Below are 25,287 nucleotides of genomic sequence, written 5' to 3'. Positions count from 1 at the left end.
TAATACTTTTAAAATTATGAATATTAAGGAGAAGTTTGGGCTAAAAGTCAAACAATTACGAGAAGAAAAAGGCAAGTCCATTGAGTATTTGGCCAACATTTCCAACGTAGACAGGAACTATATCTCAGATATAGAAAAAGGGAAAAGAAATGTTTCCATCACCATTATTGAAAAAATTGTACACGCCCTGGATGTCGACCTAGTGACATTCTTTAATGATAAAAATTTTAAGAGATGAGCAACGTATTACACTCCGATTTTATAACAGAGACTTTATTAAAGACTAAATTAGTTGAGCCTGAAAGCAATGGCCGTGCCTGTTACACTCATTATCTCCAAAGCTCGCAACAACATCGCGGAACATTTAAAAAAGGAGCATTAAAATTTGTCAAAAAAACACTTCAAAATCAAAATTACACGCAAACCGAAATTACAAATGTGGTAGCCGAGGAGGCTCTTCAATATTCTCTTTTTGACAGAACATCCGAAGTTCCATTTCGCAAACCACTAAATCCTGATTTTGAGTTTATTGATTTATTCGCGGGAATTGGCGGATTCAGAATTGCAGGACAGAAAAATAATGGAGAATGTATTTTTTCGTCTGAATGGGATGAAGCTGCAAAAACCACTTACTATAATAATTTCGGAGAGTTCCCCTTTGGAGATATAACCAAAGAAGAAACAAAAAGGTTTATTCCGTTTGGATTTGATGTTTTATGTGGAGGATTTCCATGCCAGCCTTTTTCTCAGGCCGGTCTTAAAAGAGGATTTGAAGATACACGTGGCACTTTGTTTTTTGATGTTGCAGATATTTTAAACAGAAATATTGAAAATGACACTCCCGTAAAAGTTGTATTTCTTGAAAATGTAAAAGGCCTTAAAAATCATGACAAAGGAAATACTCTTAAAACGATAATTGCAACACTTAAAGGATTAGGATACGAAACCAAATATGAAATTTTAAATTCCAAGAATTTCGGAGTACCCCAGAATAGAGAAAGAATATTCATTGTGGCATTTTTAATAGCAGAAAATAAAGATTTTAAATTCCCACTGGGTATTGATAAAGAAAATAATATTATTTATAATAGAGAAGATTTAAACAACGTTGCAGAAACCTATGTGCGGGATATTCTTGAAGACAATCCTGATGAGAAATACACAATTTCAGACAAATTATATGCCGGCCATATAAGACGTAAAAAAGAACATCTGGAAAAAGGTAACGGATTTGGGTTTTCATTGTTTCATCCTGATTCCACAAACACAAATACTATATCTGCAAGATATTATAAAGATGGCAGCGAAATTTTAATATCTCAGGCTGGAAAAAATCCACGGAAGCTTACTCCGAGAGAGGCAGCAAATCTCCAAGGCTATGGAGAGAATTTTATTATTCATCAATCTAATGTTCAGGCATATAAACAATTTGGAAACAGTGTTTCTGTTCCGGTGATAGAAGCAATATTTAGAGAAATTAAAAGACAATTATTATGATAATAGAAGACATTTCCGCATACTTAAATGACCTTAATAAAATTTCACGTTACAAAGTAATTTTAAATGAAGAGGGAGGTTTTCTGACTTTCAGTAATTCCGGAAGAAGAGACAGCATAAAGTCTTTTTCACTAGGCATAAAAGCTTTTATTCAAATGTTAGAAGACATTAATTCAAACATTAGTGTGTTTCAAAAACAACCCTTATATGATGAGCATACATGGCGTGATTGGGGTAACACATATTTTAAAGATCCCACCGCTAACTCAATGATTACAGTACAAACCAGATCACAGATTTCTACACTAAACAAACTGATAGCATGGGCGAACAAGGTGCCTGTAGAAAAGTATGATGAAAAGACAATATATTTAGATAAAAATTTTATTACAAATACGATAGAGGAATTAAAAAAACTTTTAAACCTTTATAAACCAAAGTCAGAAAATTCTTTAAAGCCGTCAAAAACAGAAATTCTATTGTCTGAAAAGGAATTAAAGCATTTTGCTTTTAAATCTTTTAAAATTTTAATAGACAAATTCGGCTCAGAAGAAATTATTAAAAAAGTAAGAGAAAATGACTCCAAGATTAATGACACGCCTTATGCAGGTTTAAAAATAAAACCATATTTCGGGTCTGGAAATCTTATAGGGGTATTTGACAATCCTCAGAATAAACAATCGTTAAGTTCTGCAAATACGGCTCGTTTTTTTGAAGAAGATTTGGGATTAAATGAATATCCTAATGCCTATTTCACAACACAATGGGGAGATGTTGAAGGAGAAGGAGTTTTATCATTTAACAATCTTCAAAAATTTATTAGTGATTTATCCAATGGGGTTTTAGAAGCTTTTAAAAATGACGGCCAATATTCTTTGCAATCAAGAAATGTAAGTCATGAAATTCTCCAAACAATATTTTACGGTGCCCCAGGTACAGGAAAGTCACATAAAATAGAATCTATACTTAAAGACATCCCTGAAAAGAATAAAGAAAGAATAACTTTCCATCCTGAGTTTGATTATTCCTCATTTGTTGGAGGTTATAAGCCCTCAACGGAAGAAGACGAAATAAAATACAAATTTGTTCCTCAGGTTTTTACAAAAATCTATGTTGCTGCATGGAAAAACCCTCAGGAGAACTTCTATCTCGCAATTGAAGAAATAAACAGGGGCAATTGTGCTGAAATATTTGGCGATTTATTCCAACTATTAGACAGAAACAGTAACTATTCTATTTCGCCTTCTAAAGAACTTTCAGAGCATTTGAATCGCGAATTAGGTGAAGGAAAAGGTGGAATAGAAGGTGGAAAAATGAAATTGCCGCGCAATCTTCATATACTCGCATCAATGAATACTTCCGATCAATCGCTTTTTCCTATGGACAGTGCCTTTAAAAGACGGTGGGCGTGGGAATATATCCCTATCAATTTGGAGGAATATAATGAAGATAGATCCCAAAGAAATGATTCCTTTAGCTACATTGTTATACTTGATGAGAACAGATCGTTCAAATGGATTGATTTTATTGGAAAAGCGAATGAACACATAAAAAGAAATCCGAATCTAGGATCTGATAAATGCATCGGTAATTATTTTATTAAGCCAAACCAAATACAAATTTCTTTAGAAGAATTCATTAATAAAGCCATATTCTATTTATGGATTGATGTCTTCAAGGATGAAGAAGATTCCATTTTTGAACAGGTTGCTTCCAGAACTTCTTATGAAGATTTTTTTCCTATTGCTTCAAATGGAAAGAGTAATTTAGAAAAGCTTCTTGAATTTCTAAAAGTAGAAGTTATTAACAACACCGATGATTCTGTGGTAGCTGAGGAAAAAGAAGAAACATCTGAAGAATGAAAATACTCATTGAAGGTGAACGATACAGTTTAGATTCTCTTTTGGAGATTTTTGACGATCCAAAATTCTTCATACAGGATGGATATTTCGGAACCATCAATTGCGTAGGGTATTACCATTCACTTCTTACTAAAAACGTTGTTTATATTCTTCCAAAAGTATTTATTCAGGAAGGAAAAGTTTTCGGATTTACACCTCAGGATTTATTTGACTCTAATTTGCAAATTTCTTTTAAGCATGATTCCAACTATAATTGGATACGACAACTTTTAGTCTATTTCTACAATAGTCTTGCAGAATTCAAGAAGCGTTACAGAAGTACAATTATTATTGATAGCAGCCAAAGTTTCGAATTAAACTCTAATCTTGGTTTAAATGAGTATTCCTATCTGGACCTCGTTTTAACTTTTACAAATTTTTACAAAAAGAATAAAAACACTATTCTTTACCGCCATATTGAGTTCATCTCAAATCAGGCGAAAAAAGCAAAATGGGAGAAAACAATCCGCACATCGCTACCGATTATCGTATCAAAGAAACTGCCTTTATATACCGAGATTCGGAACAACCAAAAAAAGGTAAATGATGAAGAGGAATTATTAAGTTATTTCTTTTCAATTCTAAATCATTTTAAAACAGAGCATGATTTGCCAATATCGTTTGATAAAACTTACCGAATAATTACAGGACATAACTTTGAAAAATTACAGAGAACCGGGCTTTCCAGGCTTCGTAAAATCAAACACCGATATTTTGCGGATACTCTGAAAAGAATGTATCAATTGTGCGAATTGTATTTTAGTAAAACAGATCTTAGCAGTCCAAAAAGAAAAAAAGAAGAATTTATATCGGTTAGGAATTACAATATAGTTTTTGAAGATATGGTTGATAAACTTTTCACAGAGGATATATATGACAACTCTGTTGATAGTATATCAATACAAAAGTTAAAGCATAACGAAGACGGTAAAATAATAGATCATATTTTTCAATACAAGTCTCTGATTGATACTGAGAATATTTTTTACATTGGAGACTCTAAGTATTACAAGTCTAATGCCGAAGCAGGAAAACTTTCTACATACAAACAATTCACATATGCTAAAAATGTAATTCAGCATAATATTGATTTGTTTAACCGTAATCAACCGTATCCCAATACTCGCTATAGAGATGAAACTACTGAAGGTTACAACATATCTCCGAATTTTTTCATTTATGGACATTTGTATGATGAGAACAATTTTGACACTCCGGAATTAATAAAGTATAGTGCCCCTAAAACCTCTTATCATTTCGAAGGAAGGTTATTTGACAGAGACACCCTTTTTGTATTGCAATATAAAATAAATTTCTTGTTCGTACTCAAATCCTATACCCATTCGAACAGTGGGAGAATCAATCAATTTAGAGAATCTGCGAAAGAAAAATTTAGACATGAATTTTTAGAATACTTCAATGATCCATCTGCATGTCATTATAGATTTTATGAAAAAGATTTCGGTGATTCATTACCTGAATTTGTCAACACGAACTTTAAGATACTAAATGGCAAAGCGATAAAAATCCAAGAAAGTACATTGCTGCTCGCTCTCCATGAAAAAGATGAAATAAATGTGGAACTTCTGAATTTACTTGATGACTTTACAATTAAAATGCTTGAGTAAATGGATCCTCACTCGAAAGAACAACGTTCAAAAAACATGGCGGCCATCAAAGCCACCGCGACCAAAGATGAGGTTCGGCTGCAAAAAGCGTTATGGGCATTGGGATACCGATATAGAAAAAACAACAAAACCGTCTTCGGCAAACCGGACATCACTTTTAAGAAACTCAGGATCGCCATCTTTGTTGATTCAGAGTTTTTCCACGGGAAGGATTTTGAGACCAAGAAGAAACCCGTAAACAACGCTGAGTTCTGGGATAAGAAAATACGCCGCAACATCGAGCGGGATAACGAAGTCAACACCCACCTCATCCAATCCGACTGGACCGTCCTCCGCTTCTGGACCAACCAAATCAAAAAAGACCTCCCCACCGTCATCGCAACTATCGAACACCACCTTTCGTCCAAAAATCCAATCCCATAACGACCCCTCCCCTCCGAACCTCCTTCGACATTCCTTCGGGTTTCACAGCCCTTTACCCCAATTCCTTCGACGAAAATCGGTTTTCGTCGAACAAAACCCCAACAATACCCGAGCGAAATACGAACGAAATATGGAGAAGACACGATGGGATAGTAAGGTAAATAGGTTAGGGAAGTCCCCGCGATAAGGACGCGCCACAACCAACTGGTGCGGCGTAAATTTGACCATCGGGCTGCCCCCGCAAAGCCATGCCGTTGCATGCGCAAGTAATGTTCCCGTAAAGCGCCACTAGTGTACTACTAAAGCGTTACTAATGCGATACTAAAGCGATACTAGTGCGATACTAGTGCGAGTCAAAGCGAGTCCACACTACCAAAACCCAACACCCAGCACCCAGTACCCAACACCCAGTACCCAGTACCCAACACCCAGCACCCCTTTAAATCATAACAAATCCCTAAAATCCTGATACACATACCGGAACGTTTTCTTTTCCTTTGTAAAATAAATGAGCAACAACATGAAACCCTCGATCAACCCGCGGAACCCGTATGTGAAAATCAGCAACGATGTTGTGGACTTCAATTTTAAAGGAAAAGCATTTAGCCTGCCGCTGAATGACATCCACAAAATGCATTTCAGAAAGACAACAACAACCTATTTCCCGGCATTTATGGGATTGATGGTGGATATCGATGACGAAAGCTACAAACTGCACATCCATACCAAAGACCAAAACAGGATCGTTATTAAAATGTCACGCGACGACTGCTGGTATTTTACGGACCTGGTCAACGTAGTTCGCGAACGCCAGCTGCATCCGGCCTCCTAACGCACTTCTATATCTCTATATACATCCGGAAATTGCCGCTTCAATTGGAGCGGCTTTTCTTTTGCCTGTAACGGGCCCAGGACACCACAGCAAACGCGTAAACTGCCTGCCCCGTTTCATACTTCACATTGTTAAAACATAAATCCGCATGGGAATCTTATAACATTTAACATTTGTTTATCGAGACCTTTGTGAATTGGAAAATAAATAATCTTGATTATGACGCCAAATAACCCCTATCCGAACGCACCGTTTACCATCGAGGATGACATCCTCGTTCTGAGTGAAGACAATAGAATACAGTTGTTTCCGCTGCAATCCATCTACAGCATGCACCTGTCCCACCGAAAGGCCCTGCCCTTTTCCGGAATGATCGGCCGGGCGCTGCAATACTACATCACGTCAAGCTACCGCCTGCACATCTTAAACAAAGATGGCACCCGGGCTTCGATCACCATCAAAACTGAGGAACGCGAAGCCTATAAAGAACTCATTTCGTGGTTTCGGCATAAGGAATTTGCCTAAACTGCACCTCACCTCCCATAGAAGCCACCGTTCGCACGTGGCTTTTTTTATGTGCGAGTGATTCAGAAAACACAACCACTATTTCGATATCGCTTATTTTTTTAGGGTATCAACCCATTTAAAACAATATTTTTTTAATTTTACCCCATGAATTATGGGGTATAACTTAAAAATACTGTTATGAAAATCGAAAAACGCTGGATTGTTTCATTTATCGTGATTAGTGTAGTGGCCATCGCCGGGCTGTTTTGGCAACCTTCGCCCGATACTCCGGAAGTGCTGTCCCAATTTGGAACGACCGACCAGATCAATGCCGCCGATGTCGCCTGGATGCTTACCGCCTCCTGCCTCGTGCTGCTGATGACACCCGGACTTTCCTTCTTCTACGGCGGGATGGTCGGCAAGAAGAATGTGATTTCAACCATGCTGCAGAGTTTCATCTGCCTGGGCGTGGTCACCCTGATCTGGATTGTGGTAGGCTTCAGCCTTGCGTTTGGAGAACCCTTAGGATTTTATATCGATGGGCAATTCTACAGTGTCATCGGGAATCCTTTGTCGTTCCCATTCTTTGACCATGTGGGCGTACTACCGCACCTGAAGATGGCATCAAGCATCCCGTTCCTGCTGTTTGCGTTGTTCCAGATGAAGTTTGCGATCATCACCCCAGCGATTATTACAGGGTCTTTTGCAGAACGCGTACGCTTCATTTCATACCTGTTGTTCATCTGCCTGTTCACCTTACTGATCTATGCCCCGCTCTGCCATTCTGTTTGGCACCCTAATGGCATCCTCGGCACCTATTTTGGCGTCAAGGATTTTGCCGGTGGTACCGTCGTACACATGAGCGCCGGTTTTGCAGCACTCGCAGGCGCGCTGGTTTTGGGCAAACGGAAAAACAGCAGCCACATCCCAACAAACATTCCTTTTGTACTTCTGGGAACAGGCATGTTGTGGTTTGGCTGGTTCGGATTCAACGCCGGCTCCACCCTCGCGGCAAACGGAACCGCCGCCCTGGCTTTTGCCACAACAACCACCGCCTCGGCAGCCGCCATGCTCACCTGGATTTTCTTTGAACGCCTCAACGGCAGGAAGGTTTCCGCGCTGGGGGCCTGCGTAGGTGCGGTCGTAGGACTTGTCGCCATTACCCCTGCCGCGGGCTATGTCACCATTCCGCAAAGCATCTTCTTCGGTTTTATCACCGCCATCGTCTCCAATAAAGTCCTGAACGCCAAAATCATGAAAAAGATAGACGACACGCTCGATGTCTTTGCGTGCCACGGGATCGGCGGCATCATGGGCATGATCCTGACCGCCATTTTTGCACAGGGCGAGAATGCCAGCCTGCTGCATGGCGGGTGGGGCGTGTTTTCACACCACATGATGGCACTGGTACTGGTATCGGTATTCACGTTTGTCGGGTCGTTAATCCTGTTTAAAGTCACCAATGTCTTTATTCCGCTGCGCGTGTCTGAGGAAGCGGAACAGCAGGGGCTCGACCTGTCGCAACACGACGAATCGCTGGACCAGCACAAAGCGGAACCGGTGGGCATCTTAAACCTGATACACGAAAAGCCTTAATACATCTGACATAATTTTGTACTTTTAGCAAAATTTAAAGTGATGAAAAAGTTATTGCCTGCCCTGCTGTTGTTCATAACACTGTCGTTATCGGCGCAAACAGAAAAACAACGTGTTGAAGTCAGTGCAGTGCTGGACAGTTGGCACAAAGCCGCAGCGGAAGCCAACTTTGAAGCCTATTTTTCAAAACTGTCAACAGATGCCGTTTTCATTGGCACAGATCCCACGGAGCATTGGACGAAAGATGCCTTTATCGCTTTCGCAAAACCGTTTTTTGAAAAAGGGAAAGCATGGGACTTTAAGGCATTGGAACGCCACATCTATTTCAGTGAAGATGGCAAAATTGCCTGGTTTGACGAGTTGCTGGACACCTGGATGAAGGTCTGCCGTGGCTCCGGTGTCCTGAAAAAAGAAGATGGACAGTGGAAAATTGCCCACTATGTACTCTCCATCACCATTCCAAATGACAACACCGATGAAGTCATCCAATTGAAAGCAAATTTCGACGACAAGATCCTGGAAAAGCTGAAAAGCGAATAGCCAAACCGCAGGGATCTGACTCCTGAATTATTTATAATAAATATAAATTACAGGAATTTTCCTCCCATTTAAAACCCAACCCCTTCTTATTGCGTAACTGTTTCTGATTAGCCATTGTTTAACCAATAATCAGATTTATGAAAACACGCAAAAAAATCAAGATTGCAATCCTGTCGCTGTTGGGAACAGTGCTGGTATTGTTTGTCGTACTCGTTGCCCATATTGCGATGTCAAGGCCATTAAAACTTGACGTTCCCAATATCCAGGTGAGCCGAATCGACTTTAGCGAGCCGCTTGACGCCGCTAAGAAAAAGGATGTCTGCCAAAACCTGCGCAGCATTAAAGGGATTACCTCCGACAGCATTATCGTCAAAAACAACGTGGTCGTGTACTTTCACGACAACCGTTTTACGGATTCCCAGAAAGTCTTTAACCAACTGATGGCAAAGGGCCACTATGATGCCAAAATGTTTACGGTACCCCGTGAACTGGCCTCAAAACAGGTTTGCCCGGCCATGGACCCGAAGAGCTTCAAATACAAATTCGCACTCGCGGTACAAAGCGTATTCAATTAATTCTAAATAATATCTTATGACAAAGTTTAACAAAGGCGCACTATTGGCGATGTTTCTATTCGCCGGCGTAACGTTCGTATCATGTAACAATGATGACGACAATGAACCAGTAACCCCTTCAATCTACGAAAGATTGGGCGGAACGACTATGGTTGCCGATCCGGACAATGCAGGGCAAATGATTGAGCAGGGACGTTTGAGCTACCGCAAAGTGGTAAACTCTACCGTTGGCCTGATTGTTGCCGACGTACAATCCAATGCTTCAGGGAATTTATCGGCGCACTTCGCCCCGTTACTTGCTGAAGTAGGCGCTGGCAATACGACCAACCTCGCCTTCTTAGTAGACAACCTTACCGACTTCTTCTCGTTTAACACAGGTGGCACCAATGCTGTAAATACGTACAACGGACTGTCTATGGCAGCGGCGCACAATCCTGCTATGAACTCGAGGATGGGTGTGAAATCAACAAACGCTGATTACACAAAATTTGAAGGATACGTAGGTGCTGCAGCACAGGCTAATGGCGTTGCTGCAAACACGCAATTGTATACAGACGTTGTAGCCGTCCTGGAATCACTAAGGCCGACTATCGTACAGGCCCCATAATGATTTGAATTAGTTATTCGCAGAACCGCCCCAAAGTATTGGGGCGGTTTTTTATTTTGCTTCGTCTGCCAGATGCTCCAGCATGTCGACGGTCATGGTTTCAAGATCGTACTGATGCGTCCAGCCCCAGTCCCTGCGGGCTTCCTGGTCATCAATACTGGCGGGCCAGCTGTCCGCAATCTTCTGCCTGAAATCCGGCGCATAGGTGATTTCAAATCCTGGGATATGCTTTTTAATCTCGGCGGCAATCTCCGTGGGTGTAAAACTCATCGCTGCCAGATTGTACGAAGAATGTATTTTAATTTGTTCAACCGGTGCCTGCATAATTTTAACCGTCGCATTAATCGCATCATCCATATACATCATCGGCATCCTGGTCCCGGCACTCAGGAAACATTCATACTTCCCCTGGGATAGCGCCTTGTGGTATATATCAACGGCATAATCCGTAGTCCCGCCTCCCGGAGGTGTTGACCAGCTGATCAGTCCCGGATAGCGGATGCTGCGCACATCGACACCATAAATGTGGTGGTAATATTCGCACCACCTTTCGCCGGACTGCTTGCTGATGCCGTACACGGTAGAAGGCTCCATGATCGTGTATTGCGGCGTATTTTCTTTGGGCGTGGTAGGTCCGAAAACCGCAATACTGGAAGGCCAGAAAATCTTTTTGATCTTTTTGGCTTTGCCTAAATTCAGCACGTGGAATAAGGAATTCATATTCAGGTCCCATGCAAATGCAGGGTTTTTCTCGGCGGTCGCGGAAAGCAGTGCGGCCATCAGGTACACTTCCTCGATATGGTGTTTCTCGACCAGGTGCTCAATTTGGTTGAAATCCAGCGCATTGACTACTTCAAACGGGCCCGAGTTCACCATTTCGGTATTGAGCTTCCGGATGTCCGAAGCGATTACGTTATCCGTTCCATAAATGCTTCGGAGTTTTTGGGTAAGCTCGGTTCCTATCTGTCCGCAGGCACCGATAATCAGGATTTTTGGCATGTTGTTGTTGTTTACTGACACAAATATAAGATTTTCACCTGCGGGAGCATTACATATTGAAACAGATTTTTTACGCTAAAAATTCTTTAAATTTACCGGGCCATTTACGCTCTTTTAGAACTAAAGAGTAACTTTGCGCTTCAATTCCTAAAAATGAGAAAAACCCTGCTGATCTTAAGCGTTTTCGCGATGCTGCTGTCTTCCTGCCAGGAGGACACGGTAAAACGCGTCGCGGAACAACAAAGAGACATCAAAAAGAAGGAAGCAGTATTTAACGTCATTGAGCGCTCCTGGAACTTTGCAGACCAGCCCATCAACGCCCAAACCCAGGCTATCGCAGGAAATTGGGGAGAATGGCGTTTATTTCTTACCGAATTGCGCCAAAAGCCAAAGAGCTCCATTGCCGCATTCCAGAAAAAGGCAAAGGAACTATCAACACGCGTGAACGATTTAAACAACAATATCCCAATTAAATTTTCGCAGCCGGAAATCAAAAGCCGGATTGCTGCACTGACGACAAAAGTGCGTTCATTGGACCTATACATCAGCCTTGATGACATTCCGCAGCAAAAGGTGGTAATGTGCATTTCAGACATCAACGCGACATTATTTTCACTTAAATTACAAATGGAGGAATTGGTTGCCAAAGACAACATTCCGGTGGAACAGGGCGAATCAGACATGATACGGATGCTGGACACCACAAGGGCAATCCCCAATAAACCCATGAAATAAAAGAAGCCAGATTGAGTAAAACGGCCCTGTTTAATAAGTTTGACCATTCCGAAAAGACGAACCAGATTGCCGCCAGAATGCAGTTGGGCGACCAGAAACTGCATTTGAAAGGCCTTGCGGGCTCGCAATATTCGTTTATTGTAAATGCGTTGTTCCGGGAATCAGAACACTCCTTTTTATTGGTGCTCGATGACAAGGAACAGGCAGCCTATTTCCTGAACGACCTGGAGCAGATGATCAATGCCGACGATGTCCTATTCTATCCCGGCTCGTACCGCAGCCCTTACCAGATTGAGGAAACCGACAACGCCAATATCCTGTTGCGCGCTGAAGTGATGAACCGAATCAATTCGCGGAAAAAACCTGGGATTATTGTCACGTATCCCGAAGCGCTGTTTGAAAAAGTGGTCACGAAAAAGGAACTGGATAAGAACACCCTGAAAATTGCGCTCGGCGATAAAATTTCAATTGATTTTATCAATGAAGTGTTGTTCGAATATGAGTTTAAACGTGTGGATTTTATTTCAGAGCCGGGAGAATTTTCTGTGCGCGGCGGTATTATCGATGTATTCTCTTTTTCCAATGACAATCCGTACCGCATTGAATTTTTCGGCAATGAGGTGGAAAGCATCCGGAGCTTTGACGTGGAAACACAACTGTCGATTGAACGGCAGAAGAAAATCACGATCATCCCCAATATGGAAAACAAGTTTTTCCGGGAAAACAGGGAAAGTTTCCTTGATTACATCAGCCCAAAATCGGTGCTGTTCTTCTCAAACACGGAAGGATTGGGCTACAAGCTGGACAAACTATACGAGAAAGCCGGCGAAGCCTTTGGGAAACTCAACACAGAGATTAAACATGCCAGTCCTGAGAAACTGTTTATCGACCAGGCCGCTTTCCTGAAAAAAGCTTTGCTTTTTACGGTAATCGAAACGGGTTCAAAAGCGGTATTTAAAACCGACAGGGTATTTGAATTCCATGGCCGCCCCCAACCATCATTTAACAAGCAATTCGATTTGCTGCTGAACAACCTCAGCGACAACCATTTTAATGGCATAAAAAACTACCTTTTCTGTTCCAATGAGCAGCAGGCCAAGCGCTTCCACGATATTTTTGAGAGCCTCGACGAAACCAATTCTGAGGACCTTAGGAAACAATATGAAACCATCGTAATGCCTTTGTACCAAGGCTTTATCGATGAAGAGAATAAGATAGCGTGTTACACGGACCACCAGATTTTTGAACGTTACCATAAGTTCAGCATTAAAAACGGCTATTCCAAAAAACAGACCATTACGCTAAAGGAACTTACCACACTTTCAGTAGGGGATTATGTGACGCATATCGACCATGGTATCGGGAAATTCGGCGGCCTTCAGAAAATTCAGGTCGAGGGCAAGACACAGGAAGCCATCAAGCTCGTCTATGCCGACAACGACATTGTGTATGTGAGCATCCATTCATTGTATAAGATTGCCAAATACAACGGCAAAGACGGCGCTCCGCCCAAGATATACAAGCTAGGCTCCAATGCCTGGAAGCTTTTAAAGCAAAAAACGAAGGCCCGCGTCAAGCACATTGCCTTTAACCTCATCCAGTTGTATGCAAAAAGGAGGCTGGAAAAGGGATTTCGGTACAATCCGGACAGTTACATGCAATTGGAGCTGGAGAGCTCTTTTATTTATGAAGACACGCCAGACCAGACGAAAGCCACGCAGGATGTAAAAGCGGATATGGAGAGCGATCGCCCAATGGACCGCCTGGTGTGTGGTGACGTAGGATTCGGGAAGACAGAAGTCGCCATCCGGGCTGCATTTAAGGCGGTAGACAACGGAAAACAGGTAGCGATCTTAGTACCTACGACGATTTTGGCCTACCAACATTTCCGAACTTTCTCTGAGCGTTTGAAAGACATGCCGGTGACCATAGGTTACCTAAACCGATTCAGGACCGCAAAACAAAAATCCGAGACCCTGAAGGACCTTGCTGAAGGCAGGCTTGATATCGTCATCGGGACGCACCAGTTGGTGAACAAAAATGTAAAATTCAAGGATTTAGGCTTATTGGTCATTGACGAAGAGCAGAAGTTCGGCGTGAATGTAAAGGACAAACTGAAAACCATTTCCGCCAACGTAGATACGCTGACATTAACGGCAACGCCTATTCCGCGTACATTGCAGTTTTCTCTAATGGCCGCAAGGGATTTATCGGTGATTACCACCCCGCCACCCAACCGGTATCCAATTGAGACCAACGTGGTAGGATTCAACGAAGAGTTGATCCGGGATGCCATTTCCTATGAAATCCAGCGAAACGGCCAGGTGTTTTTTATCAATAACCGAATCGAAAACATCCGGGAAGTGGCCGGGATGATCCAACGCCTCGTGCCCAATGCCAGGGTCGGTATTGGCCATGGCCAGATGGATGGAAAAAAACTGGAAGAGCTGATGCTGGCCTTTATGAATGGGGAGTTTGACGTTTTGGTAGCCACTACGATTATTGAAAGCGGACTTGACGTACCGAATGCCAATACGATTTTCATCAACAATGCCAATAACTTCGGGCTATCGGATTTACACCAAATGCGTGGCCGGGTGGGACGAAGCAATAAGAAAGCGTTCTGTTACTTCATCTGCCCACCGTATTCGGCAATGACTGATGATGCCAGAAAAAGAATCCAGGCATTGGAGCAATTTAGTGAATTGGGTAGTGGATTCAGCATTGCGATGAAAGACCTCGAAATCCGTGGTGCTGGTGATTTATTGGGGGGCGAGCAAAGCGGCTTCATCAACGAAATTGGCTTTGAGACATACCAGAAAATCATGAACGAGGCGATTGAGGAGTTGAAGGAAAATGAGTTCAAGGATTTATATGCCGATGAGGAAAGCGACCTCGAAAAAGAATATGTAAAGGAAATCCAGATTGATACCGACTTCGAGCTGTTGTTCCCGGACGATTATATCAACAACATTTCAGAGCGGCTGAACCTGTACAACGAGCTGAGCCTGATCAAGGATGATGACACCCTGATGGCTTATGAACAAAAACTAATCGACCGATTTGGTCCTTTGCCCAAGCCGGCAAAAGCACTATTGAACAGCATCCGCCTGAAATGGATTGCTACAAAAATCGGTATTGAAAAGCTGGTGATGAAACAAGGGAAGATGATTTGTTATTTTGTTTCCGACCAACAATCGGATTACTATGTTTCTGCCCAGTTTAGAAAAGTACTGCAGTTTGTGCAAAAAGAGCCCGCGCTTTGCCGTATGAAAGAAAAACAGACGCCAAACGGATTAAGGCTATTGCTGACATTTGAACAGGTTAAATCGATTGCAAAAGCATTGCAGTTGTTGGAGATGGTTTAAAGAAGTCCGTTTACAAACTATATTTTTTTAAACAGTAGCATACTGTTCCTTATAAACCAAAAAAAAGCCGTTTCATGTGAAACGGCTTTTTAAATATATACAGTTGAATTTAATTACATTTTCAACACTTTGAAATTGGCTTCCTTATCCTGAGATTTCATTTTGAAGAAATAGGTCCCAGCGGCAAATGATGAGATATCTACTGTGGTATCCACAGCATTCACTTTTTTGCTGTAAAGCAGCCTGCCTTCAATATTGTAAACCATTACCTCATCAATAGTGGTTTTAGCACTGATGTTTACAACGTCTTTAGTTGGGTTTGGATAGAATGCAAAATCAATTGTTGTATTGTCAATCACGCCAAGGTTACCCATTGTAAATAGCTTCTCTGAAAAAGTGGTATACAAGTATTCTGAACAGACTGGCCTTACTTTCACACGGTACTGCGCATTGGGTATCAAGTCGATCGCAGTATACGTCATTGTATTGACGATCTCGGACAATTCAAATTCGCTGCTTGCTTCGGTTACAGATACTTCCCATTGGTCAGCGCCATTTGTATCTGACCAGGTAACCGAAACAGAAGTAGTTGAAGTTGGGGAAACCATCACATTGCTGACACGATTTATACACGCTTCAAAACAGGTTGTGCTGAGACAGGATGAATTATTTACGAAACTCACCACAGCGTCAGACACTTGAGGCCCAAATCCATTATTAAATGAAATTCCAACCCCTGAAACGAGGTGGCAGTAACTCATAATCGTTCCTTTTGCAGATGCAGATGGAATAGGCCCTACGGCGCAGTCTCCCTCTGCATAACCCGCGCAACCGTCAATACACGTGTTATTGCCATTCCAGACACAGGCGTGCGTATGCCTTGCGCCAAAGACGTGTCCGTTTTCGTGAGTAGAAACCTGAACAGTCCAAGAATAGGTCGGTACGTCATTGTAGTATGGGTCAATATCTGCGTAGCTATAGTTAGAATTGGTACAGATTCCCCCAATACCTGCTGCCACGCCTCCAAGTCCTCCAGGGTCAACGCCCATTAACTGGCCTACGTCACCATCAAAATTTCCATGCAGGGTTCCGAACTGGTCGCGATAATCAGAAGAGCTTCCCCCACTGTACGGGTCCGGCGCAGTCCACATAAAAACCGATTTCAAGGCGATGTTAACGGTTTCATTTGCATAAAGCGTCTGGACATTGTTAAACATTGCAATGAGCCAATCAGCGTTGGCGTATATGTTATTTCCATTAGCCTGATACATGTTATAGTCCAGCTCATAATACATCGAAACACACTTAAATGTTTGCGGTGTCGCGGCTTCATTACGGTGTGTATCAAGATTGCCCTTGATGTTTTTGTCATCTGTATGACAGTCAAAATCCTGGCTTACCTGCATATTTTGATCTTCATATAGGATGTAGTTGTCCACATTTCCAGCTTGTTTAAGCTTTCCAATAACTAAATTACTGAGCGCCTGATTGGATATGATTGCACTAATCTGGCCGTTGTAGAAACTGAATGAAGCGATTGAATTTTCGTCATCCTTCACCATTCCGCGGTAATACACCCCAGGCGTATAATCGACATTCTTCCCTTTATCCGTATCAAGGTGAAAGCCCTCTGCCAAAACCTCTACACGATAAAGCTGCACTGTAATATTCTCATTGTGGTATGGCACTGAAACTTCAATTGTTGGGTATTTCTGTGACACGACATCGTTTACTGACGCCATATTGATTTTAGCATATGCGGCATCTTTAACGATGTTTTCACGACTTTTATCAATTGTGGTTACAGGCGTTAAAACCTGAATACTTTTGAAGACTGCTTTTTTAGCAATCAACTTTTCAACATCTTTTACTACGGCCTTCTGTGCCTGAAAGCTTATAGAAAAAAGGAATGCTGTTAAAAGGATAATTTTTTTCATAGTATTTTAAAAATTAAAGAAGTCAAATATAATATATAAAATTGTTAAATTTTTGATTTACAAAGTTTTCAGGTCTTTAATTACCTTAAAAGCGATATCAACATCATCTTCGCTGACCAAAACCGTAAATTCATAGGACGTAGAAATCACTTCATTGATAATGATTCCTTCCCACGCAAGCCGTTGGAAAATAAAATAGTAGACTCCAGGAGTAGATACGTTATCTTTCGGTAATTTGATTGTTATAGAGGCCAGATTTTCGAATTTATGCAGCAATTTTTCACCTGCAAAATGTTTGTCTACAAGGTGGCTGACACTGTCACTCACTACGATATTGGTTTCGCTGACACCTCTCGAAGACGTGTAAAATATGTCGGAATAGTTGTTGATTTCCGAAATCAGCTCAGCTTGTTTGTTTAAAATAGTATCCGAAACGGCAAAGGTAAAATCAGACAACGAAGACCGGACGGTAATTTCCCCAAGATTTTTCAGGACCTTTACAATTTTGTGGTTCAATCTGAAATCAAGGTCTTCCGAAAGTCTTTTAAGTGCCATTACGATAGCTCCTTGTTTCACGTCCTTTCCGAGTTCAATCTGCAGTTCAGGGAGCATATTTCTTGACAATGATGTCAGGTTAATGATTCCCTGCGACAGCGCGCTGAGCAGAAATGGCTTGGTCTTGATGTAGTTTTCGACCACAGCAGAAATTGTTTTCATAGATTTTAAAGTAGTGTTGTTGTCTGCAAACATACAATTAAAAAACAATTTGTTACAAATATAACATGCTAAAAATGGTAGAATGCGTCTTCCAAATGCTCCATTACAAAGGTGTTGTTTACGGCGTGAATGGCGATGATGTCGAAACGTACTTCGGCGTTAATATTGTTACTTTCGACATATTCATTAACTGCTTTTACGAGCAATTGGATTTTTTTTGCTTTTACAAATTCCTGCGGAAGGCCAAAATCAAGTGATGAGCGGGTTTTAACTTCAACGACCGCAAGTGTGCCGTTTTTTAGCGCAATGATATCAATTTCGGCTTTTCCAAAAGTCCAATTGGTTTCCAGAATTTGGTAACCGTTTGATTGTAAAAATCCAACGGCCTGTGCTTCCCCTTCTTTCCCAAGCTCATTATGACTTGCCATGTCTCATTCAAAAGTTACTTTGGAACCAATTTCATTTACGTCTACAGAAACTGTTTTCCCAAAAATCATCGCTCGGTTATCCTTGATATGGCCCGCGGGGAAGTTGAATATCACCGGGATTTTGTAATCTTTTAAAATATCCTGAATGATTTGCAGCGCATCTTTACCCCACGGAATATCGTTGTCATTCATCTCGGTCATGCCTCCTATGAGAACTGCTTTTAAACCGTCGAAATATCCGTTTCTCTTGAGATTCATCATCATGCGGTCGATATGGTAAAGGTATTCGTCAAGATCTTCGATAAAGAGGATTTTGCCTTTGTAATCCACTTCTGATTTTGAGCCTAGGATACTATACAAGACCGACAGATTTCCACCGACAATTTCGCCAGATGCCTTCCCGTTTTTGTTGTAGGGATGGTGTGTCATTTTATATTCCAGCTTTTCCCCAAATAACGCTTTTCTCAGCGATTCAATTGCTTCCGGCGTGGCCGTTTTCACGTTCATCGCCATCAGCGCATGCATGGTTTCTATACCCATATTGTTGATATGGCTATGCAGGACGGTCATATCGCTGAATCCGACAACCCATTTTGGTTTCTTTTTAAAGTTGCTGAAATCGATACGGTCAATAATGCGGACTGTGCCGTAGCCGCCTTTCGCAGCCCATATCGCCTTAATCGACGGGTTGTCCAGCATTTCCTGGAAGTCAGTGGCACGAATCCAGTCGGGGCCGGCGAGCTGGTGGTCTTCTTTTCCAATGGTTTTTCCAATGACGACATGCAGCCCCCAGCTTTCGAGCAGCTTGATCCCGGGCTGTAATGTGGCCATTTCGATTTTCCGCGCCGTGGCTAAAATACCCACGGTGTCGCCTTTCTTTAAAAATTCGGGTGTCATCATTTTTCTTTGTGCTTGTATGTTTTGGTGGATGAAAAATCCGCATATGATTAGTAAAAATAACGGGCCTGGCTTTTTCATAGTATTGTAAAACGGTATACAAAAGTATCAATAATTTTCCGGACGAAAAGTTGCATTGTCCGGCGAATCAACTCGCAAAGTATAAAACCGGACTGGAATTCGCATTTCTCTGGACGAGACATTGGGCTGACCGCATAGCCCTGATGGAAGCGGCATCCTTTTTATCCGCTTTTCGCGGTAAAAAGATATAGCGGACAGCAGGAAACAGCTCCAAAAAATCCTTATTTTTGCAATCAATTAAACTGAATCATGTTGCAAAATCCAAAAAGATATACGGTTACGGCCGCCTTGCCTTATACGAACGGCCCCATACATATTGGGCATCTCGCCGGTGTTTACGTCCCTTCAGATATTTACTCCCGTTACCTGAGATTACAGGGCCGCGATGTCGCATTTATTTGCGGCAGCGATGAGCATGGGGTTGCGATTTCGATGAAGGCACGAAAAGAAGGCATTACACCGCAGCAGGTTATTGATAAATACGACAGCATTATCCGTAAATCGTTTCTGGATTTTGGCATTTCCTTTGATAATTATTCCCGTACCTCTTCGAAAATCCATCATGAAACGGCGTCTGATTTTTTTAGAAAATTATATGAAGAGGGCAAATTCATCGAAGAAACGACTGAGCAATTGTATGATGCCCAGGCCAATCAATTCCTTGCGGACCGTTTTGTAATTGGGACTTGTCCTAAGTGCGGCAATGAAGAAGCTTATGGTGATCAATGTGAGCGATGCGGGTCATCATTGAATGCAACCGATCTGATCAATCCGAAATCGACGATTACCGGGACAGTTCCGGTGATGAAATCAACCAGGCACTGGTTTTTGCCGTTGGATCAATATGATGCTTTCTTAAACAAATGGATTCTTGTTGATCATGCAAAGGATTGGAAAACGAATGTTATCGGTCAGGTAAAATCGTGGCTTGACGACGGATTGAAGCCGCGCGCGGTTACGCGGGACCTCGATTGGGGCATTCCGGTGCCCGTAGACGGCGCTGAAGGCAAAGTGCTTTACGTCTGGTTTGACGCGCCGATTGGCTATATTTCTTCCACAAAAGAATGGGCGCAGCGTGAAGGAAAAGACTGGGAGCCTTACTGGAAAAGTGAGGATACCAAGCTGGTCCATTTTATCGGAAAAGACAATATTGTTTTCCATTGTGTCATTTTTCCCGCCATGCTGAAAGCAGAAGGGAGTTTCATACTTCCCGATAATGTTCCGGCAAATGAGTTCCTGAACCTTGAAGGCAATAAATTATCAACATCGAAAAACTGGGCGGTTTGGCTCCACGAGTATCTAGAGGATTTTCCGGGCAAACAGGATGTTTTGCGTTATGCGCTGACATCCAATGCGCCAGAGACCAAAGACAATGATTTTACGTGGAAGGATTTTCAGGCACGCAATAATAATGAACTGGTAGCGGTTTTTGGAAATTTCATCAACCGTGTGGTGGTGCTTACAAATAAATACTACAACGGCATTGTACCGGACCCAAACGACTTTTCGGAAGTTGATATTCAGACGCTCACCGAAATGCGTGCCTATCCTGACGTTATTGCGAGTTCTATCGAGCGCTACCGTTTCCGTGAAGCTTTGACCGAAATGATGAATCTCGCTCGGCTTGGCAATAAATATCTGGCGGACGAAGAGCCCTGGAAGTTGGTGAAAGAAAATCCTGAGCGCGTAAAAACGCAGATGTATGTTGCGCTTCAGATTGCGTCTGCGTTGTCCATTTTGTCGGCGCCGTTTTTACCATTTACATCGGATAAGCTTAAAAAGATGCTTAACCTTCAAACGGTTATAAGCGAAGGAAATGCGTGGGAAGCGGTCTCGGAAGACGAACAAATCCTTCACCCAGGCACGCAAATACTTGAAGCTGAACTTCTTTTTGCAAAAATCGAAGACGAAGAGATTCAAAGGCAAATTGAAAAGCTTGAAGCGACGAAATCTGCCAACAAGGCGGAAAACAAAAAAGCGGAGCCCCAGAAAGATTTAATACAATATGAAGATTTCTCTAAAATGGATTTGCGGGTGGGCACGATTCTCGAGGCTGAAAAAATGCCAAAAGCAAATAAACTCCTGGTGTTGAAAATTGATACGGGTATAGACGTAAGAACAATAGTCTCAGGCATCGCTGAAAGTTTTTCCCCTGAAGAGATCATTGGAAAGAAAGTTACTGTTCTTGCGAATCTTGCGCCGAGAAACCTGCGGGGTGTAGAAAGTCAGGGAATGATCCTTATGACCAATAATTCCGAGGGGAAACTTGTTTTTGTAAGTCCGGAGGAAGCGGGAGTTGCCAATGGCGAAACAATCAATTAATTGCAATATGGATATCAAAGTAATTGCATTTGACGCAGATGATACGCTATGGGTCAATGAGCCCTATTTTCAGGAAACAGAAGAAAAATTCTGTGAGCTTCTGGCGCCTTATTTATCAAGACATACGCTGTCACAGGAGCTTTTCAAAACAGAGATTGCTAACCTTCGCCTTTACGGCTATGGCATCAAGGGCTATATCCTTTCGATGATTGAGGCTGCCCTGGAGATTTCCAACAATACCATCAGCAATGAAATCATCTCGAAAATCATCGTGTATGGTAAAGAATTGCTGGAAAAACCAATTGAATTGCTCGACGGTGTGGAAGAAGTATTGGAAATCCTTAATCCCAAATATAAAATCGTGGTCGCCACAAAAGGTGATTTACTGGATCAAAGGCGAAAATTACATAATTCCGGCCTCGGAAAATATTTTCATCATATTGAAGTGATGTCTGATAAGCAGGAAAAAGACTATGCTGATCTAGTAACCCGGCTTGATATTCATCCCTCAGAATTCCTGATGATAGGAAATTCCCTGAAGTCGGATGTGCTTCCGGTGTTGGGCATCGGCGGACATGCCATCCACATTCCGTTTCACACGACGTGGGCTCATGAAAAAATTGACCATCAGGTGGTGCATGCAAACTTCCGCGACTTTGAAAAAATAAAAGATGTACTTTCTCTTTTTCAATCATGAAAAACTATCTGGAGCTGGAAAGCTGGCCGCGCAGGGAGCATTTTGAGTTTTTCCGAAAATTTGACGAACCTTTTTTTGGCGCGACGGTCACTGTTGATTGTACGCGGGCATATACAGTAAGCAAAGAACGTCGGTATTCTTATTTTCTCTATTATCTGCACAAAACACTTGTAGCAGCCAATGCGGTACCTGCTTTTAAGTACAGAATTTCAGGAGAAAAAGTAATCATTCATGAAGTTATCCACGGCTCTGCCACCATTGGCAGGGAAGATGGATCATTTGGTTTTTCGTTGATTGAGTTTGATCCGGATTTTGACCATTTTGCAAAAAAGGCACTTGTCGAAATTGAGCGTGTCAAAAAAGCCTCAGGCCTTTTCACAAGATCTTTTGATGAGGACAACCTGATTCATTTTTCTGCCTTACCGTGGGTTAATTTTACTTCACTGTCCCATGCCCGGAATTACGCATTAGCTGACAGCTGCCCAAAAATCTCTTTCGGAAAAATGCTCTCAGATGCAGCAGGCGATAAATCCATGTCAATGTCGGTGCATGTGCACCATGCGCTGATGGACGGTTTACATGTTGGCGAATTTATTGACTGTTTTCAGCAGCAAATGAATTTATAATTCCGTAATTTTCAACTTTAAATTTGCTTCGGAATGAAAAATATTGCTTGTCTCTTCATGTTTGTATTCGTTGGCTTTGGCTTTCGCCTTTCTGGGCAGACAGTCCTCAGCGCGACTGCTGTAGAATTAAAAAAAGGCAAAGACCAGTACGTTTCTTTCAATGCTGTTAATGAGCGGAACAACGAAGTATTTGCGCTGCTTTCAGACAAAGAATCTGTTCATTTTCTTCGGTACAACAGTGCCTTATTTCTAAGGGATACGCTCACTGTGGCCAGACCTGAAAAATCATATACTTTCATCCTGGGGTATGCTTTTGAAGACGATAACCCTATCGTATTCTGGTCAGATGATCCAATTAAAAAAATACTTGAAGTCAGTTTTGATGTAAAAAACAAAAAATCTACTTCACGGCAGCATGAATTATTTTCCGGCGATGAGCATTTCGTTTGCAGTTTTACAGAAAGGAATATTTTTTATGCAATCACCGCTTCAAAAAACGCTCAAAATTTAACGGTCCATTATTACGGTAGTGGGCGATTCATTTCTAAAACAATCGATTTGTCGGCATTTGAATTCCTGAATGCTAATAACGCCAAAGTCCCTTTTAATGACCTTATTACCCAAAATCCGATTGAAAAAATCGAACCAAAGAATGTTAACGGCCTTGTGTCCGGCATTCAAAAGATTAAATTGTACGTTGAAAACAACCAGGTTTTTATTACAAACGACCTAAACCATGTCGCCACCCAAATGTTGCGAATTGATTTGGGAAGCTTCGCCGTGACCGAACAAAACTTCCCGCACCAAACGTCTGAAGACAGCTCCAGACTTCATAATTCGTTTCTTAAAAACCAAAGATTGTATCAACTCGCTGTCAGTGACCAAAAGCTGTCATTGGCTTCAAGATCGATTGATAATACCTCAGATATTAAAATTTTCAGTAGCGCTGAGAAGGACACCATTAGTTTCCGGAATTCTCCTTTTTTCAGCGCAACTGGGACGCAGCGGCCTACAGTGATAAAGTCTCTGAAGAAATTTTTTCGAAAACTATCATCTTCGCGAACGGGAATTACTGTCTATGAATACAATTCAGGCCACTTGCTCATCACTGTGGGCGGCCTTCGCGAGACGAACACGACCGGCAGCGTTATTGCTGGGATTGCGCTGTCTGTAGGCACCATTGCTACAGGAACCGATGCAGACGTAACCGATCTCTTCGATAGCGACACGGCGGAAACAGTCTATTTTGAAACTGTCGTCGATGATCAATTTAACCATATGATTGCGGCTGACGAGCTATTGGCTGATGATTTTATCTCACAATTTCTAAACGAAAGTGAAGACGTAATCGTTTCAAACGTATTTTATTACCGGGGTTTCTATGTCCTTTCTTACTACGACAAAAGGGCGAAACAATATGTCCTCCGCAAATTTGAGGACGCTACAATGAATTAAGCTATTTGCCAAGTAGCAGCAAATCAGTTACCACTACTTCCGTTATGTATTTCTTTTCTCCGTTTTTATCATCATAACTCCTGTAGGTAAGCTTTCCTTCGATTGCGATCTCTTTCCCTTTTGTCACATATTTTTCTATTAAATCTGCTTGTTTTCCCCAAGCAATAATTCGGTGCCATTGTGTTTCTTCGACTTTCTCGCCTTTGTCATTCCTGTAAGTCTCATTTGTAGCCAGGGTAAGGCTCGCTTTTTTCTTTCCCTCCCCGAACTCCTTGATTTCAGCTTCTCCGCCAGTATGGCCGATTAATTGTACTTTGTTTTTTAATGCATTCATGGCTTTTCAATGTTGTTAATGTTACTAATCGTTGTGGAAATCCATATCCTGATTTCACTTTGCAAAGATTTTCTGGTTTACAATATTTAATCGGTAAACAAACAATTATTTTCGGTTGTAAGTGTTTACAAGCGTTTGCGAATAAATAATTATTGTTATATTTGACTGACTTTAAAACGCTTACACGCCACTATTTACGGAAGTTTTTCTATTATTTCTTAATCTATACGCCATGAAAAATTGTTTAGAATGCCATGAGAATATTGTCGGTCGCGAGGACAAAAAATTTTGCAGCGACGGATGCAGGAACTCCTACAATAACAGGATTAATAAGGATACGAATAACTTTATGCGAAATGTGAACAATGTACTGCGCCGAAATTATCGTATTTTGTCTGAGCTCAATCCTGACGGAAAATCCAAAACCGACAGGACCAAACTCTTGAATAAGGGTTTCGACTTTGTATTTTTTACCAATATATTAGAGACGAAGACCGGCAACATTTACCACTTTGTGTACGACCAAGGATACCTCGCGTTAGAAAATGGTTACTACATGCTCGTCAGAAAGGACATTTAACATCA

At 41.7% G+C, this 25,287-nt stretch carries 24 protein-coding genes; 18 read left to right on the top strand and 6 right to left on the bottom strand.

From position 1 onward, the window contains the following. Positions 1 to 16 precede the first annotated feature (16 nt). From CFE23_RS04845 to CFE23_RS04795, 11 genes are all read left to right on the top strand, one after another. A complete protein-coding gene (locus CFE23_RS04845; protein ID WP_291084842.1) occupies positions 17 to 238 on the top strand; it encodes a helix-turn-helix transcriptional regulator in 222 nt (73 codons plus the stop codon). Continuing rightward, positions 235 to 1,497, top strand: a complete 1,263-nt coding sequence (locus CFE23_RS04840; RefSeq protein WP_291084839.1) for a DNA cytosine methyltransferase — start codon at positions 235 to 237, stop codon at positions 1,495 to 1,497. Before CFE23_RS04845 ends, CFE23_RS04840 begins: the two co-directional genes overlap by 4 nt. After that, the gene (locus CFE23_RS04835) at positions 1,494 to 3,359 is read left to right on the top strand and encodes an AAA family ATPase (protein ID WP_291084836.1); all 1,866 of its coding nucleotides are present in this window, start codon (positions 1,494 to 1,496) and stop codon (positions 3,357 to 3,359) included. The genes CFE23_RS04840 and CFE23_RS04835 overlap by 4 nt, the downstream gene beginning before the upstream one ends. After that, a complete protein-coding gene (locus CFE23_RS04830) occupies positions 3,356 to 5,026 on the top strand; it encodes a hypothetical protein (RefSeq protein WP_291084833.1) in 1,671 nt (556 codons plus the stop codon). Before CFE23_RS04835 ends, CFE23_RS04830 begins: the two co-directional genes overlap by 4 nt. Continuing rightward, entirely contained in the window at positions 5,027 to 5,449 is a 423-nt protein-coding gene (locus CFE23_RS04825; RefSeq protein WP_291084830.1) for a very short patch repair endonuclease, read from the top strand. Between the two features lie 508 nt (positions 5,450 to 5,957). Further along, positions 5,958 to 6,281 carry a hypothetical protein gene (locus CFE23_RS04820; RefSeq protein ID WP_291084827.1) on the top strand — a complete coding sequence of 108 codons (324 nt, stop codon included), beginning with the start codon at positions 5,958 to 5,960 and terminating at the stop codon, positions 6,279 to 6,281. Between the two features lie 219 nt (positions 6,282 to 6,500). After that, the gene (locus CFE23_RS04815; RefSeq protein ID WP_291084824.1) at positions 6,501 to 6,806 is read left to right on the top strand and encodes a hypothetical protein; all 306 of its coding nucleotides are present in this window, start codon (positions 6,501 to 6,503) and stop codon (positions 6,804 to 6,806) included. A gap of 180 nt (positions 6,807 to 6,986) precedes the next feature. After that, positions 6,987 to 8,384 carry an ammonium transporter gene (locus CFE23_RS04810; protein WP_291084822.1) on the top strand — a complete coding sequence of 466 codons (1,398 nt, stop codon included), beginning with the start codon at positions 6,987 to 6,989 and terminating at the stop codon, positions 8,382 to 8,384. 42 nt (positions 8,385 to 8,426) lie between these two features. Beyond that, complete coding sequence (locus CFE23_RS04805) at positions 8,427 to 8,924, top strand: nuclear transport factor 2 family protein (RefSeq protein WP_291084819.1); 498 nt, start codon at positions 8,427 to 8,429, stop codon at positions 8,922 to 8,924. A 137-nt stretch (positions 8,925 to 9,061) separates the two neighbouring features. Continuing rightward, positions 9,062 to 9,499, top strand: a complete 438-nt coding sequence (locus tag CFE23_RS04800) for a hypothetical protein (RefSeq protein ID WP_291084816.1) — start codon at positions 9,062 to 9,064, stop codon at positions 9,497 to 9,499. Between the two features lie 16 nt (positions 9,500 to 9,515). After that, a complete protein-coding gene (locus tag CFE23_RS04795; protein WP_291084813.1) occupies positions 9,516 to 10,106 on the top strand; it encodes a hypothetical protein in 591 nt (196 codons plus the stop codon). A gap of 51 nt (positions 10,107 to 10,157) precedes the next feature. Here CFE23_RS04795 and CFE23_RS04790 read toward each other — a convergent pair whose 3' ends face one another. After that, a complete protein-coding gene (locus tag CFE23_RS04790) occupies positions 10,158 to 11,105 on the bottom strand; it encodes an L-threonine 3-dehydrogenase (protein WP_291085021.1) in 948 nt (315 codons plus the stop codon). 153 nt (positions 11,106 to 11,258) lie between these two features. Here CFE23_RS04790 and CFE23_RS04785 point away from each other — a divergent pair, with 153 nt between their 5' ends. Both CFE23_RS04785 and mfd read left to right on the top strand, forming a co-directional pair. Then, on the top strand, positions 11,259 to 11,840 hold the full coding sequence (locus tag CFE23_RS04785) for a hypothetical protein (protein WP_291084810.1): 582 nt from the start codon (positions 11,259 to 11,261) through the stop codon (positions 11,838 to 11,840). Positions 11,841 to 11,917: 77 nt separating this feature from the next. Beyond that, positions 11,918 to 15,208, top strand: a complete 3,291-nt coding sequence (mfd, locus tag CFE23_RS04780) for a transcription-repair coupling factor (RefSeq protein ID WP_291085017.1) — start codon at positions 11,918 to 11,920, stop codon at positions 15,206 to 15,208. Positions 15,209 to 15,321: 113 nt separating this feature from the next. Here the strand turns inward: mfd and CFE23_RS04775 are convergent, their stop codons facing one another. The 4 genes from CFE23_RS04775 to CFE23_RS04760 all read right to left on the bottom strand — a co-directional run bounded on the left by CFE23_RS04775 (position 15,322) and on the right by CFE23_RS04760 (position 19,268). Next, a complete protein-coding gene (locus CFE23_RS04775) occupies positions 15,322 to 17,145 on the bottom strand; it encodes a M12 family metallo-peptidase (RefSeq protein WP_291084808.1) in 1,824 nt (607 codons plus the stop codon). 57 nt (positions 17,146 to 17,202) lie between these two features. Next, positions 17,203 to 17,862, bottom strand: a complete 660-nt coding sequence (locus CFE23_RS04770) for an aspartate kinase (RefSeq protein ID WP_291084804.1) — start codon at positions 17,860 to 17,862, stop codon at positions 17,203 to 17,205. 68 nt (positions 17,863 to 17,930) lie between these two features. Next, positions 17,931 to 18,290, bottom strand: coding sequence for a YraN family protein (locus CFE23_RS04765; protein WP_291084801.1), 360 nt, complete (start codon positions 18,288 to 18,290; stop codon positions 17,931 to 17,933). 3 nt (positions 18,291 to 18,293) lie between these two features. Then, a complete protein-coding gene (locus CFE23_RS04760) occupies positions 18,294 to 19,268 on the bottom strand; it encodes an LD-carboxypeptidase (protein ID WP_363331551.1) in 975 nt (324 codons plus the stop codon). Between the two features lie 249 nt (positions 19,269 to 19,517). Between CFE23_RS04760 and metG the strand changes: the two genes are divergently transcribed. From metG to CFE23_RS04740, 4 genes are read left to right on the top strand one after another with little or no spacing between them, the layout of a single operon-like run. Next, positions 19,518 to 21,590, top strand: coding sequence for a methionine--tRNA ligase (gene metG, locus CFE23_RS04755; RefSeq protein ID WP_291084798.1), 2,073 nt, complete (start codon positions 19,518 to 19,520; stop codon positions 21,588 to 21,590). Between the two features lie 7 nt (positions 21,591 to 21,597). Continuing rightward, the gene (locus CFE23_RS04750; RefSeq protein WP_291084795.1) at positions 21,598 to 22,287 is read left to right on the top strand and encodes an HAD family hydrolase; all 690 of its coding nucleotides are present in this window, start codon (positions 21,598 to 21,600) and stop codon (positions 22,285 to 22,287) included. Continuing rightward, on the top strand, positions 22,284 to 22,913 hold the full coding sequence (locus CFE23_RS04745; protein WP_291084792.1) for a chloramphenicol acetyltransferase: 630 nt from the start codon (positions 22,284 to 22,286) through the stop codon (positions 22,911 to 22,913). Before CFE23_RS04750 ends, CFE23_RS04745 begins: the two co-directional genes overlap by 4 nt. Positions 22,914 to 22,946: 33 nt before the next feature. Then, a complete protein-coding gene (locus CFE23_RS04740) occupies positions 22,947 to 24,368 on the top strand; it encodes a hypothetical protein (protein WP_291084789.1) in 1,422 nt (473 codons plus the stop codon). Between the two features lies 1 nt (position 24,369). Here CFE23_RS04740 and ssb read toward each other — a convergent pair whose 3' ends face one another. After that, positions 24,370 to 24,702: a single-stranded DNA-binding protein gene (gene ssb, locus CFE23_RS04735; RefSeq protein WP_291084786.1), complete on the bottom strand. Its 333-nt coding sequence runs from the start codon at positions 24,700 to 24,702 to the stop codon at positions 24,370 to 24,372. Positions 24,703 to 24,934: 232 nt separating this feature from the next. Here ssb and CFE23_RS04730 point away from each other — a divergent pair, with 232 nt between their 5' ends. After that, on the top strand, positions 24,935 to 25,282 hold the full coding sequence (locus CFE23_RS04730) for a hypothetical protein (RefSeq protein ID WP_291084783.1): 348 nt from the start codon (positions 24,935 to 24,937) through the stop codon (positions 25,280 to 25,282). The last annotated feature ends 5 nt before the right edge of the window (positions 25,283 to 25,287 follow it).

It is taken from the genome of Flavobacterium sp. BFFFF1 (assembly GCF_002256285.1).
Taxonomy (GTDB): domain Bacteria; phylum Bacteroidota; class Bacteroidia; order Flavobacteriales; family Flavobacteriaceae; genus Flavobacterium.
Note: the sequence above shows the minus strand (reverse complement) of the source record. Positions and strands in the feature narration are given on the sequence as shown.

What these genes read in the sequence shown, in the direction of transcription:
- CFE23_RS04730 (WP_291084783.1), top strand. Translation starts at nt 24,935, where the DNA reads ATGAAAAATTGTTTAGAATGCCATGAGAATATTGTCGGTCGCGAGGAC.
- CFE23_RS04810 (WP_291084822.1), top strand. Translation starts at nt 6,987, where the DNA reads ATGAAAATCGAAAAACGCTGGATTGTTTCATTTATCGTGATTAGTGTA.
- CFE23_RS04795 (WP_291084813.1), top strand. Translation starts at nt 9,516, where the DNA reads ATGACAAAGTTTAACAAAGGCGCACTATTGGCGATGTTTCTATTCGCC.
- CFE23_RS04765 (WP_291084801.1), bottom strand. Translation starts at nt 18,290, where the DNA reads ATGGCAAGTCATAATGAGCTTGGGAAAGAAGGGGAAGCACAGGCCGTT.
- CFE23_RS04835 (WP_291084836.1), top strand. Translation starts at nt 1,494, where the DNA reads ATGATAATAGAAGACATTTCCGCATACTTAAATGACCTTAATAAAATT.
- CFE23_RS04760 (WP_363331551.1), bottom strand. Translation starts at nt 19,268, where the DNA reads ATGAAAAAGCCAGGCCCGTTATTTTTACTAATCATATGCGGATTTTTC.
- CFE23_RS04825 (WP_291084830.1), top strand. Translation starts at nt 5,027, where the DNA reads ATGGATCCTCACTCGAAAGAACAACGTTCAAAAAACATGGCGGCCATC.
- CFE23_RS04745 (WP_291084792.1), top strand. Translation starts at nt 22,284, where the DNA reads ATGAAAAACTATCTGGAGCTGGAAAGCTGGCCGCGCAGGGAGCATTTT.
- CFE23_RS04820 (WP_291084827.1), top strand. Translation starts at nt 5,958, where the DNA reads ATGAGCAACAACATGAAACCCTCGATCAACCCGCGGAACCCGTATGTG.
- metG (WP_291084798.1), top strand. Translation starts at nt 19,518, where the DNA reads ATGTTGCAAAATCCAAAAAGATATACGGTTACGGCCGCCTTGCCTTAT.
- CFE23_RS04770 (WP_291084804.1), bottom strand. Translation starts at nt 17,862, where the DNA reads ATGAAAACAATTTCTGCTGTGGTCGAAAACTACATCAAGACCAAGCCA.
- CFE23_RS04830 (WP_291084833.1), top strand. Translation starts at nt 3,356, where the DNA reads ATGAAAATACTCATTGAAGGTGAACGATACAGTTTAGATTCTCTTTTG.
- CFE23_RS04790 (WP_291085021.1), bottom strand. Translation starts at nt 11,105, where the DNA reads ATGCCAAAAATCCTGATTATCGGTGCCTGCGGACAGATAGGAACCGAG.
- CFE23_RS04740 (WP_291084789.1), top strand. Translation starts at nt 22,947, where the DNA reads ATGAAAAATATTGCTTGTCTCTTCATGTTTGTATTCGTTGGCTTTGGC.
- CFE23_RS04840 (WP_291084839.1), top strand. Translation starts at nt 235, where the DNA reads ATGAGCAACGTATTACACTCCGATTTTATAACAGAGACTTTATTAAAG.
- CFE23_RS04800 (WP_291084816.1), top strand. Translation starts at nt 9,062, where the DNA reads ATGAAAACACGCAAAAAAATCAAGATTGCAATCCTGTCGCTGTTGGGA.
- mfd (WP_291085017.1), top strand. Translation starts at nt 11,918, where the DNA reads ATGCAGTTGGGCGACCAGAAACTGCATTTGAAAGGCCTTGCGGGCTCG.
- ssb (WP_291084786.1), bottom strand. Translation starts at nt 24,702, where the DNA reads ATGAATGCATTAAAAAACAAAGTACAATTAATCGGCCATACTGGCGGA.
- CFE23_RS04805 (WP_291084819.1), top strand. Translation starts at nt 8,427, where the DNA reads ATGAAAAAGTTATTGCCTGCCCTGCTGTTGTTCATAACACTGTCGTTA.
- CFE23_RS04785 (WP_291084810.1), top strand. Translation starts at nt 11,259, where the DNA reads ATGAGAAAAACCCTGCTGATCTTAAGCGTTTTCGCGATGCTGCTGTCT.
- CFE23_RS04815 (WP_291084824.1), top strand. Translation starts at nt 6,501, where the DNA reads ATGACGCCAAATAACCCCTATCCGAACGCACCGTTTACCATCGAGGAT.
- CFE23_RS04845 (WP_291084842.1), top strand. Translation starts at nt 17, where the DNA reads ATGAATATTAAGGAGAAGTTTGGGCTAAAAGTCAAACAATTACGAGAA.
- CFE23_RS04775 (WP_291084808.1), bottom strand. Translation starts at nt 17,145, where the DNA reads ATGAAAAAAATTATCCTTTTAACAGCATTCCTTTTTTCTATAAGCTTT.
- CFE23_RS04750 (WP_291084795.1), top strand. Translation starts at nt 21,598, where the DNA reads ATGGATATCAAAGTAATTGCATTTGACGCAGATGATACGCTATGGGTC.